At 73.5% G+C, this 15,489-nt stretch carries 15 protein-coding genes and 1 tRNA gene; 10 read left to right on the top strand and 6 right to left on the bottom strand.

Features of this window, described 5'->3' with window-relative positions; genetic code table 11:
• Positions 1–20: 20 nt before the first annotated feature.
• The gene (glgC, locus tag FHD63_RS07870; RefSeq protein WP_139721527.1) at positions 21–1,277 is read right to left on the bottom strand and encodes a glucose-1-phosphate adenylyltransferase; all 1,257 of its coding nucleotides are present in this window, start codon (positions 1,275–1,277) and stop codon (positions 21–23) included.
• Between the two features lie 64 nt (positions 1,278–1,341).
• Here glgC and glgA point away from each other — a divergent pair, with 64 nt between their 5' ends.
• Together glgA and FHD63_RS07860 are read left to right on the top strand one after the other, a co-directional pair.
• On the top strand, positions 1,342–2,589 hold the full coding sequence (gene glgA / locus FHD63_RS07865; protein WP_139721525.1) for a glycogen synthase: 1,248 nt from the start codon (positions 1,342–1,344) through the stop codon (positions 2,587–2,589).
• A gap of 51 nt (positions 2,590–2,640) precedes the next feature.
• Complete coding sequence (locus tag FHD63_RS07860) at positions 2,641–3,027, top strand: four-helix bundle copper-binding protein (protein WP_235585591.1); 387 nt, start codon at positions 2,641–2,643, stop codon at positions 3,025–3,027.
• Between the two features lie 22 nt (positions 3,028–3,049).
• Here the strand turns inward: FHD63_RS07860 and FHD63_RS07855 are convergent, their stop codons facing one another.
• A complete protein-coding gene (locus FHD63_RS07855; protein ID WP_083518794.1) occupies positions 3,050–3,814 on the bottom strand; it encodes a hypothetical protein in 765 nt (254 codons plus the stop codon).
• 44 nt (positions 3,815–3,858) lie between these two features.
• Here FHD63_RS07855 and FHD63_RS07850 point away from each other — a divergent pair, with 44 nt between their 5' ends.
• The 4 genes from FHD63_RS07850 (at position 3,859) to FHD63_RS07835 (ending at position 7,078) form a co-directional block, all read left to right on the top strand.
• The gene (locus tag FHD63_RS07850; RefSeq protein ID WP_058891064.1) at positions 3,859–4,689 is read left to right on the top strand and encodes an ABC transporter ATP-binding protein; all 831 of its coding nucleotides are present in this window, start codon (positions 3,859–3,861) and stop codon (positions 4,687–4,689) included.
• Positions 4,686–5,450: a sulfite exporter TauE/SafE family protein gene (locus FHD63_RS07845; protein WP_139721523.1), complete on the top strand. Its 765-nt coding sequence runs from the start codon at positions 4,686–4,688 to the stop codon at positions 5,448–5,450. The genes FHD63_RS07850 and FHD63_RS07845 overlap by 4 nt, the downstream gene beginning before the upstream one ends.
• Positions 5,447–6,286 carry a TrmH family RNA methyltransferase gene (locus FHD63_RS07840; protein WP_139721521.1) on the top strand — a complete coding sequence of 280 codons (840 nt, stop codon included), beginning with the start codon at positions 5,447–5,449 and terminating at the stop codon, positions 6,284–6,286. The genes FHD63_RS07845 and FHD63_RS07840 overlap by 4 nt, the downstream gene beginning before the upstream one ends.
• 66 nt (positions 6,287–6,352) lie before the next feature.
• On the top strand, positions 6,353–7,078 hold the full coding sequence (locus FHD63_RS07835; RefSeq protein ID WP_139721519.1) for an NYN domain-containing protein: 726 nt from the start codon (positions 6,353–6,355) through the stop codon (positions 7,076–7,078).
• A 116-nt stretch (positions 7,079–7,194) separates the two neighbouring features.
• On the opposite strand, the gene FHD63_RS07830 is transcribed toward FHD63_RS07835, so the two are convergent.
• The 3 genes from FHD63_RS07830 to FHD63_RS07820 all read right to left on the bottom strand — a co-directional run bounded on the left by FHD63_RS07830 (position 7,195) and on the right by FHD63_RS07820 (position 9,380).
• Complete coding sequence (locus FHD63_RS07830) at positions 7,195–8,175, bottom strand: bile acid:sodium symporter family protein (RefSeq protein WP_139721517.1); 981 nt, start codon at positions 8,173–8,175, stop codon at positions 7,195–7,197.
• Positions 8,176–8,304: 129 nt separating this feature from the next.
• Positions 8,305–8,853 (bottom strand): YbaK/EbsC family protein, encoded by a 549-nt coding sequence (locus FHD63_RS07825; protein ID WP_238705583.1) that lies wholly within the window; start codon positions 8,851–8,853, stop codon positions 8,305–8,307.
• Positions 8,850–9,380 carry a YbhB/YbcL family Raf kinase inhibitor-like protein gene (locus FHD63_RS07820; protein ID WP_139721515.1) on the bottom strand — a complete coding sequence of 177 codons (531 nt, stop codon included), beginning with the start codon at positions 9,378–9,380 and terminating at the stop codon, positions 8,850–8,852. Before FHD63_RS07820 ends, FHD63_RS07825 begins: the two co-directional genes overlap by 4 nt.
• Positions 9,381–9,458: 78 nt before the next feature.
• Between FHD63_RS07820 and FHD63_RS07815 the strand changes: the two genes are divergently transcribed.
• Both FHD63_RS07815 and FHD63_RS07810 read left to right on the top strand, forming a co-directional pair.
• Positions 9,459–10,874 carry a DNA polymerase IV gene (locus FHD63_RS07815; protein ID WP_139721513.1) on the top strand — a complete coding sequence of 472 codons (1,416 nt, stop codon included), beginning with the start codon at positions 9,459–9,461 and terminating at the stop codon, positions 10,872–10,874.
• 93 nt (positions 10,875–10,967) lie between these two features.
• A tRNA-Leu gene (locus FHD63_RS07810) sits at positions 10,968–11,051 on the top strand.
• On the opposite strand, the gene FHD63_RS07805 is transcribed toward FHD63_RS07810, so the two are convergent.
• Positions 11,033–13,006: a bifunctional copper resistance protein CopD/cytochrome c oxidase assembly protein gene (locus tag FHD63_RS07805; protein WP_158296736.1), complete on the bottom strand. Its 1,974-nt coding sequence runs from the start codon at positions 13,004–13,006 to the stop codon at positions 11,033–11,035. The genes FHD63_RS07810 and FHD63_RS07805 overlap by 19 nt on opposite strands.
• Positions 13,007–13,289: 283 nt before the next feature.
• Here FHD63_RS07805 and FHD63_RS07800 point away from each other — a divergent pair, with 283 nt between their 5' ends.
• Positions 13,290–14,927, top strand: a complete 1,638-nt coding sequence (locus FHD63_RS07800; RefSeq protein WP_139721509.1) for a multicopper oxidase family protein — start codon at positions 13,290–13,292, stop codon at positions 14,925–14,927.
• Complete coding sequence (gene lepB / locus FHD63_RS07795; protein ID WP_238705812.1) at positions 14,924–15,454, top strand: signal peptidase I; 531 nt, start codon at positions 14,924–14,926, stop codon at positions 15,452–15,454. The genes FHD63_RS07800 and lepB overlap by 4 nt, the downstream gene beginning before the upstream one ends.
• Positions 15,455–15,489: the final 35 nt, after the last annotated feature.

The following is a 15,489-nucleotide window of genomic DNA, read 5'->3' as shown; positions in this document are numbered from 1 at the left end:
CGGGGCCGTCCTGCGCGGTCCTACTCGGAGATGACCGTGCCCTTGCCGACGACGACGATGCCCGAGTCGGTGACCGTGAAGCCCCGCTGCCGGTCGTGCTCGTGGTCGACGCCGATGTGCACCCCGGCGGGCACCCGGACGTCCTTGTCGATGATCGCGCGGTGGATCTGGCACGAGCGCCCGACCTCGACCCGGTCCATGAGCACCGAGCCGGTCACGTGGCTGAAGCTGTGCACCATGACCCGCGGTGAGAGGACGGAGTCGGTGACCGTCGCGCCGGAGATGACGCACCCCGGGGACACCGCGGAGTTCACGGCGTGCCCGACCCGGTCGCCGGAGCCGTGCACGAACTTGGCCGGCGGGTGCGGGCCGTAGTTCGTGAAGATCGGCCAGGCCTCGTTGTAGAGGTTGAACACCGGGTGCACCGACACCAGGTCCATGTGCGAGTCGTAGTAGGAGTCGATGGTGCCGACGTCGCGCCAGTAGCCGCGGTCCCGGTCGGTCGCCCCGGCGATCTCGTTGTCCTTGAAGTCGTAGACCCAGGCGTCGCCCTTGTCCACGAAGGCCGGGACGATGTCACCGCCCATGTCGTGCTTGGACCCCTCGTTGAGGGCGTCCATCCGCACCGCGGCCTCGAGCGCCTCGGTGGTGAACACGTAGTTCCCCATCGAGGCCAGCACCTCGTCCGGGGCGTCGGGCAGCCCCCGCGGGTCGGCCGGCTTCTCCAGGAACTCGCGGATCTGCCGCGGGTCCTCCTGGTTGACGTCGATGACCCCGAACTGGTCGGCCAGGCTGATCGGCTGCCGGATCGCCGCGACCGTGCAACCGGCGCCGGTCTCGACGTGCTGCTCGACCATCTGGGCGAAGTCCATGCGGTAGACGTGGTCGGCGCCGACGACGACCACGATGTCCGGCCGCTCGTCGTGCACGAGGTTGAGGCTCTGGTAGATCGCGTCCGCCGACCCGGAGAACCAGCTCTTGCCGAGCCGCTGCTGGGCGGGGACCGGCGCGACGTAGTTGCCCAGGAGGGTTGACATACGCCACGTCTTGGTGATGTGCGCGTCCAGGCTGTGCGACTTGTACTGCGTCAGCACGACGATCTTGAGGTAGCCGGAGTTGACCATGTTGGACAGGGCGAAGTCGATGAGGCGGTAGATCCCCCCGAACGGGACGGCGGGCTTGGCCCGGTCCGCGGTCAGCGGCATCAGCCGCTTGCCCTCCCCACCCGCCAGGACGATCGCCAGGACCTTGAGCCGACTGCCTCGTTGCGCTGCCATGGGACCAACCTAGACGCCGCGTCAACCCCTGGCGAGGGGAGGGGCCAGGGGCTACGTTGAGGGCGTGCGCATCGACATCCTCACCCGCGAGTACCCCCCCAACGTCTACGGCGGAGCCGGCGTCCACGTCGCCGAGCTGACCCGTGCCCTGCGAGCCGTCGACGGGACGCAGGTTCAGGTCAGAGCCTTCGACGAGCCCGCCGACGAGCCGGGCACGACCGGGTATGCCGTGCCCGAGGACCTCGCGGACGCCAACGGTGCGCTGCGCACCCTGGGCGTGGACCTCCTCATGGCGCGCGACGTCGCCACCGGGGGCGCGGACCTCGTGCACAGCCACACCTGGTACGCCAACATGGGCGGTCACCTGGGGGGTGCGCTGGCGCAGATCCCGCACGTGGTCAGCGCGCACAGCCTGGAGCCGCTGCGGCCCTGGAAGGCCGAGCAGCTCGGCGGCGGGTATGCCGTCTCCTCCATGGTCGAGAAGGTCGCCTACGAGGGCGCGGCCGGCGTCATCGCCGTCTCCGCAGGCATGCGCCGCGACATCCTGGCGGCCTACCCCGGCGTCGACCCGGACGCCGTCCACGTGGTGCACAACGGCATCGACGCCGACCTGTGGCAGCGGGACACCTCCGACGACGCCGCCGAGTTCGTGCGGTCGAAGGGGATCGACCCGCACGCCCGCAGCGTCGTCTTCCTGGGGCGGATCACCCGGCAGAAGGGCCTGCCCTTCCTGCTCAAGGCGCTGCGCGCGCTGGACGACGACGTGCAGGTCGTGCTCCTCGCGGGGGCGCCGGACACCGAGGAGATCAAGGCCGAGGTCATCGCCCTCGTGGACCAGCTGCGCACCGAGCGGGGCGAGCAGGCGGCGCCCGTGGTGTGGATCGACGACATGCTGCCGCGCCACCAGGTCGTCGCCGTGCTCTCCCACGCCACCGTCTTCGTGTGCCCCTCCGTCTACGAGCCGCTCGGCATCGTCAACCTCGAGGCGATGGCCTGCGGCGCCGCGGTGGTCGCGACCGCGACGGGCGGCATCCCCGAGGTTGTCGTCGACGGCGAGACCGGCTGGCTGGTGCCCATCGAGCAGGTCCAGGACGGCACCGGCACGCCGGTCGACGAGGACGCCTTCGTCGCCGACCTGGGCCGGGCCCTGGTGGAGGCCTGCTCGGACGCCGAGGAGGCGCGCCGGCGGGGCGAGGCCGGTCGGGCACGGGCGGTCGAGCAGTTCAGCTGGACCACGGTGGCCGAGCGCACCGTCGAGGTCTACCGCGCCGTCCTGGAGGGCCGTGCCCCGGACCTGCCCGAGCTCGGCTGAGGCCGGGCGCCTCCGGTCGCAGACCGCGGCGGACGGTCCTACGGTCGCACCATGAGCGACATCCTCAGCATGCACCCGGACCGCGACACCTTCGACCTTCCCCAGCTGCGGGCCGCCATCGAGGCGGCGTCGGCCTGCGCGAGCACCTGCGCGTCCTGCGCGGACGCCTGCCTGCGCGGAGGCCACGCCGGCGACATGGTCCGGTGCATCGACCTGTGCAACCAGTGCGCCGCCATCTGCCGCACCACCGCCGACATCCTCTCCCGCCCGGGGCCCAACGGGGACAGCTGGGAGGAGGTCGTGCGGGCGTGCATCGCGGTCTGCCGCGAGTGCGCCGACGAGTGCGGCAGCCACGAGATGGACCACTGCCGCGCCTGCGCGCAGGCCTGCCGCGAGTGCGCGGAGGCCTGCGAGACGCTGCTCGCCGTCGCGGACTGAGGGCGGGGCGCCCCGGTCCTCGCTAGCGCCAGCCGGCGAGGTGCAGGACGGCGGTGTTCGTCGCGTCGGTCAGCGCCGTGGCGGCCACGGCCTGCAGGCGCCGCAGCGTCTGTCCGCGCGAGCTCGTGGTCGCCAGGTCGACCGACTCCAGCGCGGGGTCCAGCCCGGCGTCGGTGAGCGTCAGGACCCCGGCGGCGAGGGCGATGAGCCGCTGGGCCCGGCCCGGGAGGCCGGTGGGCAGCCCCCAGGGCTCGGCCTGCGACGTGCGGCGCAGGCCCGCCAGGCGCTCCTGGGCCGCGGCGCCGAAGGGCGCGCCACCCGCCTCGAGGAGGGCGTCGGTGTGCGCGGCCAGCTCGGTCCGCAGGCCCAGCTCGACCTGACCGAGGTCGAGCGCCTCCACCCGGTGCGTGGGGAAGGGCTCGGCGTCGTGCAGCGTCCAGCGCGCGGACCAGCCCTGGTCGCCCTCCGGCCCGAACAGCTCCAGCTCGGGCACCAGCGCCCCGCCCAGGCCCGGGATGAAGACGCACTCGGCCGCCGCGCTGGCGGCGGCGTGCAGGTCCGCCGAGCCCCGCGGCATACCGGTGAGGTCGCCCGGACGGGGCAGAGCCACGAGCACGGCCCGCTCGCCGAGGCTCTGCCACATGCCCAACGGCTCGGTCAGGCCCTCCACGTGGTCGACGTCGGGCAGGGCCCGGGCGGCGACCGTGGACACGTCGGCGCGCCCGGCGAAGGCCGCGGTGGCCCACAGGGCCACCCGCACGCTCGCCGGCAGCTCGTGATCAGGCATGGGGGCGATGGTAGACACCTCGGCCCCGACTAGAGTGGCCCGCCATGAGCGATGTCCTGGAATTCGCCGGTGTCGGGGTCCGGCGTGGCACGACCGACCTGCTCAGCGGGGTGGACTGGTCGGTCGAGGAGGGGGAGCGGTGGGTCGTCATCGGGCCCAACGGGGCCGGCAAGACCACGCTGCTCCAGCTCGCCTCCGGCCGCATGCACCCCACCACCGGTGTCGCCGGGGTCCTGGGTGAGGTGCTGGGGGCCGTCGACGTCTTCGAGCTCCGCCCCCGGATCGGGGTCTCCAGCGCCGCCGTCGCCGACCGCATCCCCGACGAGGAGCGGGTCAGCGACGTCGTGGTCACCGCCGCCTACGGGGTGGTCGGCCGCTGGCGCGAGCAGTACGACGAGACCGACGACCAGCGCGCCGCCGAGCTCCTCGAGGCGCTCGGGGTGGCGCACCTGGCGACCCGCCGGTTCGGCACCCTCTCCGAGGGCGAGCGCAAGCGGGTGCAGATCGCCCGGGCCCTCATGACCGACCCCGAGCTCATGCTGCTCGACGAGCCGGCCGCAGGCCTCGACCTGCGGGGCCGGGAGGACCTGGTCGGGCGGCTCAGCCTGCTCGCGGAGGACCTGGACGCCCCGGCGCTGGTGCTGGTCACGCACCACGTCGAGGAGATCCCGCCCGGCTTCACCGACATCCTCATGCTGCGCGAGGGCACGGTGGTCGCCGCCGGCCCGATCGAGCTCACGCTGACGGCCGAGAACCTCTCGGCGACCTTCGGCATACCGCTCGTCGTCGACCGCCACGGGGACCGCTGGTCGGCCCGCGCCGCGACCCCGGTGCCGGCGTCGGGGTCGGGGTCGGTGCCCGGCACCACCGCGTGAGCGTCCTCGAGGTCCTCGCTATCGTCCTGGCCGGGCTGGCGGCGGGCACCATCAACACGATCGTCGGGTCCGGCACGCTGGTGACCTTCCCGGTGCTGCTGCTCTTCGGGTATGCCCCGGTCTCGGCCAACATCTCCAACTCCCTGGGTCTGGTGCCCGGAGGCGTCGCGGGGACGTGGGGCTACCGTCACGAGCTGCGCTCGCTGGGCCCGATGCTCTGGCGCCTGGGGCCGGCGAGCCTGGTGGGGTCGGTCATCGGCGCCCTGCTCCTGCTGGTGCTGCCGGCGGCGGCGTTCGAGACGATCGTGCCCGTCCTCATCCTCGTGGCCCTGCTGCTCGTCGTGCTCGGGCCGCGGCTGCAGCGCTGGGCCGCCCGCCGGCACGCCGACCGCATCACCCCGGGCCGGTGGGTCGCGCTCGTGGTCGGCATCCTGCTGTCCGGGGTCTACGGCGGCTACTTCGGCGCGGCGCAGGGGGTGCTGCTGCTGGGGATCATGAGCATCCTGCTGCCGCTGGGCCTGCAGCAGATCAACGGCATCAAGAACGTGCTGGCGACCATCGCCAACCTCGTGGCGGCGCTGGTCTTCCTGGTGGTCGCGCCGGACCTCGTGGACTGGACGGTGGTCCTGCTCATCGGGATCGGGTCCATCCTCGGGGGGCTCCTCGGGGCCCGGGTGGGCCGACGGCTGCCGCCGGCCGTGCTGCGCGGCGTCATCGTCGTCATCGGCACGGTGGCGATCGTCAACCTGCTGCTGACATGAGCGAGGCTCCCGCAGACCTCCCGCCCGGCGCCGTGTGGGTCGAGGACCCGCGCGATCCCCGGGTGCGCGACTACTTCCAGCTCACCGACGTGGCGCTGCGCCGGGTGCTGGAGCCGCAGGAGGGGCTCTACCTCGCCGAGTCCGACAAGGTCATCCGGCGCGCGCTGGCCTCCGGCCACCGGATGCGCTCGCTGCTCCTCACGCCGCGCTGGGCCACCGAGCTCACCGAGCTCGTCCGTCCGGCGCTGGCGGGCGGCATACCGGTGTATGTCGGGAGCCCGGGCGTCATCGAGGAGATGACCGGCTTCCACCTGCACCGCGGGGCCATCGCGGCCATGCACCGGCCCGCGCTGCCGGGCGTGGCAGAGGTCGTGGCCGGGGCCCGCAGGGTCGCCGTCCTGGAGGACGTGGTGGACCACACCAACGTGGGGGCCGCCTTCCGCTCGGCCGCGGCCCTGGGCGTGGACGCCGTGCTGGTGACCCCGCGCTGCGCGGACCCGCTCTACCGCAGGGCGGTGCGGGTCTCCATGGGCACCGTCTTCCAGGTGCCCTGGACGCGGATCGACCCGTGGCCCGGCGGGGTCGACGTGCTCCGCGAGGAGGGCTTCACCGTGGCCGCGCTGGCCCTCGCCGAGGACGCCGTCGACCTCGACGAGCTGGAGGCCGGGCCGCCGGAGCGTCTCGCGCTGGTGCTCGGCACCGAGGGCGACGGGCTCTCGCCGCGGACCGTGGAGTCGGCGGACCTCGTGGTCCGGATCCCCATGGGCGGCGGCGTGGACAGCCTCAACGTCGCGGCCGCCTCAGCCGTGGCGTTCTGGGCGGTCCGGCCGCGCTGAGGCGCGACCTCGCCCGGGCTCCTCGCGACGGCTGACGCGGTCGCGGCCGGACGGTAGCGTCTGCGCATGGCCACAACGACGTCACGGATCGCGCTGCTCATCGACGCGGAGAACGCCCCGGCCGCCACGATCCAGGACATCCTCGCCGAGGTGGCGCGGCACGGATCCTGCAACATCCGTCGGGCCTACGGCGACTGGACCTCGCCACAGCTCAGCTCCTGGCGGTCGGTGCTGGCGGAGCACGCCCTCCACCCGGTCCAGCAGTTCGCCTACGCCAAGGGCAAGAACGCCGCCGATATCTCCATGGTCATCGATGCCATGGACATCCTGCACGCCGGACAGGCCGACGGGTTCGCCGTGGTGTCGAGCGACGCGGACTTCACGCCGCTGGTCATGAGGCTGCGGCACTCGAGCATGCAGGTGATGGGATTCGGCGAGCGCAAGGCGGCCGACGCCCTCGTCAGCGCGTGCACCGCCTTCCTCTACCTCGACGAGCTCGGCGAGGAGGCGACACCCGACGCACCGCAGGCGCGTCGGACCCGGAACCAGCTCCGCGGCGACACGGCCCTGGTCAGGCTCCTGCGCGGCGCCGTCGCCGCCACCGCGCAGGAGGACGGCTGGTCGCACCTCGGCGCGGTGGGTGCCGCCATCCGCAACCAGTCGTCCTTCGACGAGCGCAACCACGGCTACGCCAAGCTCAGCGGCCTGCTCGAGGCGACCGAGCTCTTCGAGATCCGCCGCACCGAGGGCGTGGTCCACGTGCGGGACCCGAAGGCGGTCGCGGCACGGTAGCCCGAGGTGGGCCCGTCCGTCGCGGGTCGTGCGCGGAGATGGCCCTCCAGGGGCCACGACCGCGCACGGTCGGTGTCGGCCGCGGTGTGCGTCCCGTCTGAAGGGTGCCGCCGCGCTCAGCCGTCCTGCTGGACGTCCTGCCGGGCGTCGCGGCGCCGGAACCACCCTGCGAGCACGGCCCCGGAGAGGTTGTGCCAGATCGAGAAGACCGCTCCCGGCAGCGCCGCGACCGGGGTGAAGAAGGTCGCCGCGAGGCCCGAGGCGAGCCCGGAGTTCTGCATCCCCACCTCGATCGCCATGGTGCGCGCCGACCGCTCGCCGACCCCGGTGGCACGGCCGACGGCATACCCGATGCCGAGGCCGAGGAGGTTGTGCAGAACCACGGCCGCGGCGACGAGCAGCCCGGCCTCGAGGAGCTGGTCGGCCGAGAGGGAGACCACGAGAGCCACGACGACGCAGATGACGAGGACCGAGAACCACGGCATCAACGGCAGCACCCGCCGCACCAGGGACGGCACGAGCAGGCGGACGAGGAGCCCCAGGACCACCGGCACGAGCACGATGACGACGATGGTGCGGGCCATGCCCCAGCCGTCCACCGGCAGCCGCTCGCCGACCAGCCACAGGGTCAGCAGCGGCGTGAGCAGGGGCGACAGCAGCGTCGACACCGAGGTCATGGTGACGGAGAGGGCCGTGTCGGCCCGGGCGAGGTAGGCGACGACGTTGCTGGCGGTGCCGCCCGGCACGCAGCCGACGAGGATGACGCCGGCGGCGATCTCGTCCGGGAGCCGCAGCAGGGTGACGACGAGCAGGCCCACGAGGGGCATCACGGCGTACTGCGCCGCGACCCCGAGCAGCACCGGCAGCGGGCGGCGCACGACGAGGGCGAAGTCCGGCAGGGTCAGGGTGAGCCCCATCCCGAACATGATGACCCCGAGCAGCGGGGTGATGAGCCCGGCGCCCCCGGACACCGGGCCGGCGAGGACATACCCCACGACCCCGGCCAGCAGCACGAGGAGGGGGAAGAGGGTGACCGCGCGGTAGGCGCTGCGGTCCTCGGCCCGGGAGGTCGGCGTGGTTCCGTCGATGATGCTCACCGGGACAGCCTGACGCACGTCCGCGCACGTGGTGCGAGGCGCGCGGGGGAGAGCGCTTCCAGAGGCGAGGCGCCGCGCCCGGTCCCGTGCGTCTCGGCCCCGTGCCGGACCCTCACGGGACGCCGGTGGTCAGGCGTCGATCTCCCGCGCCAGCCCGTCGACGACCTCGGCGCCCGGCAGCCGGGCGGCCAGCGCCCCGGGCAGCCGCAGCTTGCTGCGCCTCAGGCCCGATCCCACGACGATCTGCGGGCGGTCCACGACGCGCGCGTCGACGAGCACCGGCCAGTCGTCCGGCAGACCGAGCGGGGTGATGCCGCCGTACTCCATCCCGGTCCGCCCGACGGCGTCGTCCATCGGCATGAACGAGCACTTGCGCACGTCGAGCCGCTTGCGCACCGTCGTGTTGACGTCGGCGCGGGTGTGCCCGAGGACCAGCGCCGCGCACACCCGCTCCTCGCCGGCGCGCGCCCCGGCGATGACGATGCAGTTGGCCATGTCGCGCAGGTCCCAGCCGGTCGCCTCCACCAGGACGGCCGTGTCGGCGTGGTCGGGGTCGATCCCGGCCACCTCGACGGCGGTGACGTCCTCCCCGTCGGCGGCCATCGCCTCGAGGGTCTGCCGGACCGGACCCGCGAGCAGCTCGGGGCGCCCCAGGGCCGGGGTCCAGGTGAGGGTCACAGCTGGTAGGTGCCGGTGATCGAGCCGCGGGCCAGCACATTGCCCAGGGTCATGAACTGGGCCTTGGCCAGCGAGCTCGACGCGTCGAGCCCGGTGTCGTCGGTGTCCAGCGCCCAGACGGTGAAGACGTAGCGGTGCGGCACGTCGCCCTCCGGCGGCGCGCAGCCGGCCCAGTCGTGGGTGCCGAAGTCGTTGGCGAGCGTCATGGCGCCCCCGCCGAGGTCGTGACCCTGCTCGCCGGCACCGGTGGCCAGCGACGTGACGTCCGCGGGGAGGCCGAGGACCGCCCAGTGGGAGAAGCCGCCGACGACCGGGGCGTCCGGGTCGTGGCAGACCAGCAGGTAGGACCGCGTGCCCTCGGGGGCCCCGGACCAGGACAGTTGCGGAGAGGTGTTGCCCTGGGCATACCCGGCCGACTCCGGCAGGGGCGAGCCGTCGGTGAAGTCCGTGCTGGTCACCTGCAGCTCGGCCGGCGCGGCCGGGAGGGTGTCGATCGGGTGGGGGGCAAGGGTGCGCTCCAGACTCATGTCACCGAACCTAACGCGACCGCCGCGGGCCCGCACGTGGTGGTCCGGGTGTCGGGGGCGGGTGGCACAGTGGACGCCATGGCGAGCGAAGGACGTCGGTGCATCATGCACCTCGACCTCGACGCGTTCTTCGCCGCCGTCGAGCAGCGCGACAAGCCCTCGCTGCGGGGCCGTCCGGTCATCGTCGGTGGGCTCGGCGGCCGGGGCGTGGTGTCCACGGCGTCGTACGAGGCGCGACGGTTCGGCGCGCGCTCCGCGATGCCCACCATCGAGGCCCGGCGTCGCTGCCCGCCCGGGACGGCGTTCCTGTCCGGTCGCTACGCGGCATACCGGGCGTCGTCGGCGGTCGTCATGGGCCTCCTGCGGGAGCGCTCGAGGCTGGTCGAGCAGGTGTCGGTGGACGAGGCGTATGTCGATCTCACCCCGCCCGAGGGCCCGCTCGGCTGGGACGCCGCCGACCTCGAGCGGTGGTGCCGGGGCCTGCTCGCCGAGATCACCGCGGCGACGGGCGGGCTGACCGCGTCGGTCGGCCTGGCGCCCAGCAAGATGATGGCCAAGCTGGCCAGCGAGATGGACAAGCCGGCCGGCGTGACCGTGGTGCGCCCGGGGGAAGAGCTGGAGGTGCTCCACGCCCTGTCGGTGCGCGCCATCCCGGGCATCGGGCCGGCGACCGGGGCCCGGTTGCACAGCTTCGGCGTCGACACCGTCGCCGACCTCGCCCGCATGTCCGAGCCCGACCTCGTGTCGATCTTCGGCACCGCCCACGGCGGTGCGCTGCACCGGCTGGCCCGGGCCGAGGACGACCGCCCGGTGGTCGTGGAGCGCGAGGCGAAGTCGATCTCGGTGGAGGAGACCTTCGAGACCGACGTGGCCGACCGGGGCCGGCTGGAGTCCGAGCTGGGGCGCATGTCCCAGGGGCTCGCGCAGCGGCTGGAGAAGGCCGGCGTCTTCGCCCGCACCATCACCGTCAAGGCGCGCCAGCACGACTTCACCACCCAGACGCGGTCGGGCACGCTGCCCTTCGCCACGGGGGACGCGGCGATCATCCTGCGCGAGGGCCGGCGGCTGCTCGGGTCGGTCGACGTCACGAGCGGGCTGCGGCTCCTCGGGCTCGGCGTGGCCGGGCTCACCGCCCACGCGCAGGAGGAGCTCACGCTGGACACGACCTACCCCGTGGTGGGGGCCGTGGAGCTGCCGGACGTCGACGGGTCGACGCCGCTCGAGGGCGTGGCGCCGGCCGGGTCCTCCGACCTCGGGGAGGAGCCGGGCGCGGCCGCGGGCCGGCCGCAGCTGGGGTGGCGTACGGGGCAGGACGTGCGGCACGACGACCACGGCGCCGGCTGGGTGTGGGGCAGCGGACGCGGGGTGGTGACGGTGCGTTTCGAGGGGCCGCGCACCGGCCCGGGACCGGTCCGGACCTTCGCCGACGACGACCCCGCGCTGCACCAGGCGGACCCCCCGGAGTGGCGGGACGCGCCGGCCCCACCCTCCTGACGCCTCCCCGCGGTGGTGGCGTGCGGCACCTCCCGGGCGTGCTAGCCTTGACGGTCGTTGCGCACTTCCCACAGGTGCCGCGGCGACACCCTTGTCCGGGTGGCGGAATGGCAGACGCGCTAGCTTGAGGTGCTAGTGCCCTTAACGGGCGTGGGGGTTCAAGTCCCCCTCCGGACACGTCGTCCTCGACGAGGACCACGAAGCCCCTGGACCACCGGTCCGGGGGCCTTGTCGTGCCCGGCGGACCAACCCCGGGTGGTGCTCGCGAGCCAGCCCAGGGTGAGGGCGGCCGCCGCGGCCAGGACGAGGACCACGTCACCGGCCACCCGCTGGTCGACGAGCGGGTTCGCGACCCAGGGCAGCGCCACCCGGCCGTAGTACCAGGGCTCGACCAGCACCACGCTCGAGCGCAGCCCCAGCCCGAGCAGGAGCACGACCCCGAGGAGGGGCAGCAGCGCCGGCAGCTGGGCCGCCCACCGCCGCGTCACGGCGTCCTCCCGGGTCAGCGCCACGGCGAGCAGGACCCCCACGGCGCTCAGGTAGAGGAGCGCGACCACGGTGGCCACGTCACTGGTCAGCAGCAGCCGCCGCACCGGCGTGAGGGTGAGGACCGCCAGGGCCGCCCCGGCATGGACGCCGGCGACGACAGGGCGCGTCAGCAACCGTGTGGCCTGGCTCGCCACCGCCCGCTCCAGCCACTCACGGGGGCCCAGGGAGCCGTCGGCCCGGACGGGCAGCACCTGCAGCCCCAGCGTGACCGGGGCCGCCACGACGGACAGGCTCGGGAGGACGGCCAGGAGGGTCAGCTGCTGGGCGAGGTGGGCGCTGAGCAGCACGGACCCGTACACCGCCGGGGCCCCGTTCGTGACCCAGGTGAAGCCCGCGAGCCCCACGACGGCGGCCACGGTCCGGTGCCGTGGCCAGGACACCCCCTGCGCCCGGGCCCGGCCGACCCACCGGAGGTAGACCAGCAGGGCCGAGCCGGCGAGCAGCAGCGTGACCGGCTCGACCCGGACCTGCGTCACCGTGGTGAGGATCGAGGGGGGCGGAGGAGCGGCATACCCGGTCAGCACCACGACCGGGTCGTCCGCCTCCGCCGCGGCGTGGGGTGGCCGCGTGCGGGCGAGGACGGAGGACAGGCCGAGGACGAGGGCCATGAGCAGGACCTCCGCGGCCGCGAGACGTCGGAAGGCGCCCGGCCGGCCCTGCGCCAGCAGCGTCAGGGTATGCCGTCGGTGCAGGGCGCCGACGAGCCCCAGCAGGGCGAGGAGCACCACCTTGACGGCGACGAGCCGACCCCAGGAGGTCTCGAGGAGGGCGGTCGGGTCCTCCAGCCGGACCACCAGGCTGAACACGCCGGAGAGGAGGAGCACCGCGAAGGCCCACGCGGCCACGGTGGAGTACCGGCCCGCCAGGACGGCCAGACCGGTCCCCGGGTGATGGGCGCGCTCGGGGCGGGAGCCAGGTCCGAGCCCGGGGGCGACGACCAGGACCAGCACGGCGAGGCCGCCCACCCAGACGCAGGCGGCGAGGGTGTGCAGCCACAGGCCGAGGACGGCGGCCCCATGGGCGCTGGTCCCACCGGTGTGACCGACCCCGGCCAGCTGGAGCAGGGCGGCCGCGGAGAGCAGCAGGCCGAGCGCCGTCTCGCCGGGCTGGCGCGAGACGAGGCCGGCGACGGCGACCAGCGCCGTCAGCACCGTCGCGGCGACCAACGATCGACTCGCGCCCAGGTCGAGGAAGGCCTGGACCTGCTCGGCAGGCGCGGTCAGGTGCGCGCCCCCGAGCACGTCCCGGAAGGTCAGGACCAGCTGGGCCGCCAGCAGGGCCGTCCAGAGGCCGGCGGCCACCACGGCCAGCCGCCGCAGTCTCTCCCACAGCGCGGCCTGTGCCGTCGCGGACACCACCGCCACGCACAGCAGCAGAGCGCCCACGGCGAGGGCGGCGGCGCCGCGGCCGAGACCGGTGACCACGGGGAGGCCCCACCGGACCGCCGCACCGGGATCGGCGAGCGCCGGCGGCCGGGCCGCGCCGGTGGTCCAGAGCCCCAGCACGACCGCGAGGACGAGCACCGCGAGAGCGGCCCACCCCAGGACCGGGACCCGGGGCGCGCGGCCGTCCCGCCCGTCCACCCGGGGCGGTGAGGAAGCTGGCGCAGGTCCGTCCACTGACCCTCCGCGGTCACGGCGGCCGACCCGGGGGGTCGACCTGACAGGTGCATCGTAGGGCGCCCCCGCCGGGGCGGTCGAGGGTCGGGACGCCGCACCAGCCCCGTCAGCCCCGCCGCGCAAGGTTCGCGCAAGGCCGGCGCGGCACAGTCGTCGATGTCCTGCCGGTGACGGACCCGTGACCTGCTCGGCGCCGCCAGGACGCGCCATCCGCAGCCGACCTGAGCACGACAGGGGTAGAGACACCATGGACCTGACACGACGAAGCGTCCTGACCGCCACCGGCCTGGGGGCACTGGGCGTCATGGGCTACACCGGGCTCACCCGCCCCCTGGGCAACGAGGTCCTCACCAAGAGCGCGAGCGGGCTGTCGGACCGCAACTTCCCCCGCGCCTACCGTGCGGCCTTCCGGCCCCTGCCCAGGCTCGCCCCCTACGAGGTCGGCTGGGACGACGGCGTGCGCGTCGAGAAGTATGCCGTCTCGGCCAGGGTCGGCACCGCCCAGATCCTGCCGAACCTGTCCACGCCGGTCATCGGCTACAACGGTTCGGTCCCCGGCCCGACCATCTCGGTCGAGCGGGGCACCCGGGTGCACCTCAAGGTCCGCAACAGGCTCTACGGCGTGCAGCACCCCGAGGGGCTGGAGCACTCCCACGAAAGCGGCCTCGTCCTCTCGACCCACCTCCACGGGCACGCCTCCCTGCCGGAGTACGACGGCTACGCCGACGACCGCACGATCCCGGGCTACGCGAAGGAGTACGTCTACGAGAACGACCAGCCGGCGCGCACCATCTGGTACCACGACCACGCCACCCACCTGACCACGCGCAACGTGTACTCGGGCCTGGCCGCGCAGTACCACATCCGGGACGAGGCCGAGCGCGCGCTCCTGCCCCAGGGCGAGTTCGACGTGGCCATGACCCTCAGCGACATCATGTTCGAGTCCGACGGTCGCGCCCGGTTCGACGACAAGGACCACTCCGGGCTGTGGGGTGACGTCGTCCTGGTCAACGGTCAGCCGTGGCCGGTGATGAAGGTGAAGCGACGCGTGTACCGCTTCCGTGTGCTCAACGCCTCGATCTCCCGCTCCTACCGGCCCTACCTCAGCACCGGCGACGCCGTGCACATGGTCGCCACCGACGGGGGCCTCATGCCGACCACGCGGTCGGTCACGACGTGGCGGCACGCACCGGCCGAGCGCTACGAGTTCCTCGTCGACTTCAGCAGGTACGCCCCGGGCACGCAGGTGAACCTCCTCAACTCCAGCAACCCCAAGAACGTCGACTTCGACCACACCGGGAAGATCATGGCCTTCCAGGTGGTCGACGACCCGGTCGACACCAGCGACCCGACCTGGCGGACGATCCCGACGAGCCTGGTCGGGAGCGAGGCGATGAGCCTGACCCCCTCGCAGAGCGTGAAGACCCGGTACCTGGAGCTCAAGAAGAGCGACGTCACCAACGTCTGGAACATCAACGGCACCACGTGGCAGGACGTGATCGCCAGCGGGTACACGAAGGTCTTGGCTGATCCGGGACTGCACTCGGTGGAGATGTGGGACCTGCACACCAGCTCGGGCGGGTGGTTCCACCCCCTGCACATCCACCTCGTCGACTTCCAGATCGTCAGCCGCAACGGCAAGGCGCCGTTCGCGTGGGAACGCGGACCCAAGGACGTCGTCTACGTCGGACCGGACGAGAAGGTGCGGGTGCTCATGCGCTTCGAGCGTGAGGGCCGCTACATGGTGCACTGCCACAACCTCCCGCACGAAGACCACGACATGATGGGCCAGTTCCGGGTCGGGCTCAGTGCCGGTGCCCCCGACCCGCACGACCCGATCGCCGCCGCGCGGCCCGCCATCGACACCGAGCCGGACGACCGGTGAGTACCGTCCTGGCCGGCCCGGACCGGGCCGGTGGACCCGCCGCCCCGGGACGTCGCAGGCATGCCTCCGGCTGGCGGTGGGCGTTCGCCTCGCTGCTGGTCCTGGGGCTGGTCCTGGTGGTGCGCACGTGGGTGGTGACCCCGTTCGAGGTCGTCTCCGACTCCATGGCGCCGACCCTGCCGGAGGGGTCAACGGTGCTCGTCGAGCGTGTCTCGCTGACCTGGCAGGACCCGGGGTACCAGGACCTGGTGCTCTTCGACAGCCCGGACGGACCGGTCATCAAGAGGGTCGTGGGGCTCGAGGGCGACACCGTCCGCATCGAGGACGCGGTGCTGCACGTGAACGGCGAGGCGGTCCAGGAGCCGTACGTGGATCTGCGCACCCTGGACGGCGTCTTCTTCGGGCCGGTGGTCGTCGGTGCCGACGAGCTGTTCGTCCTCGGGGACAACCGCTTCGACTCCATCGACTCACGCACCTACGGGCCGGTCCCGCTGGAGGCCGTGCGGGGGACGGTGATCGACCCCTGAGCCCCGATCCGGCCGGCCCCGACCGCCACCACGCC

The organism is Serinicoccus chungangensis, assembly GCF_006337125.1.
Taxonomy (GTDB): Bacteria; Actinomycetota; Actinomycetes; order Actinomycetales; family Dermatophilaceae; genus Ornithinicoccus; species Ornithinicoccus chungangensis.
This window is presented reverse-complemented; position numbering and strand designations above follow the sequence as displayed.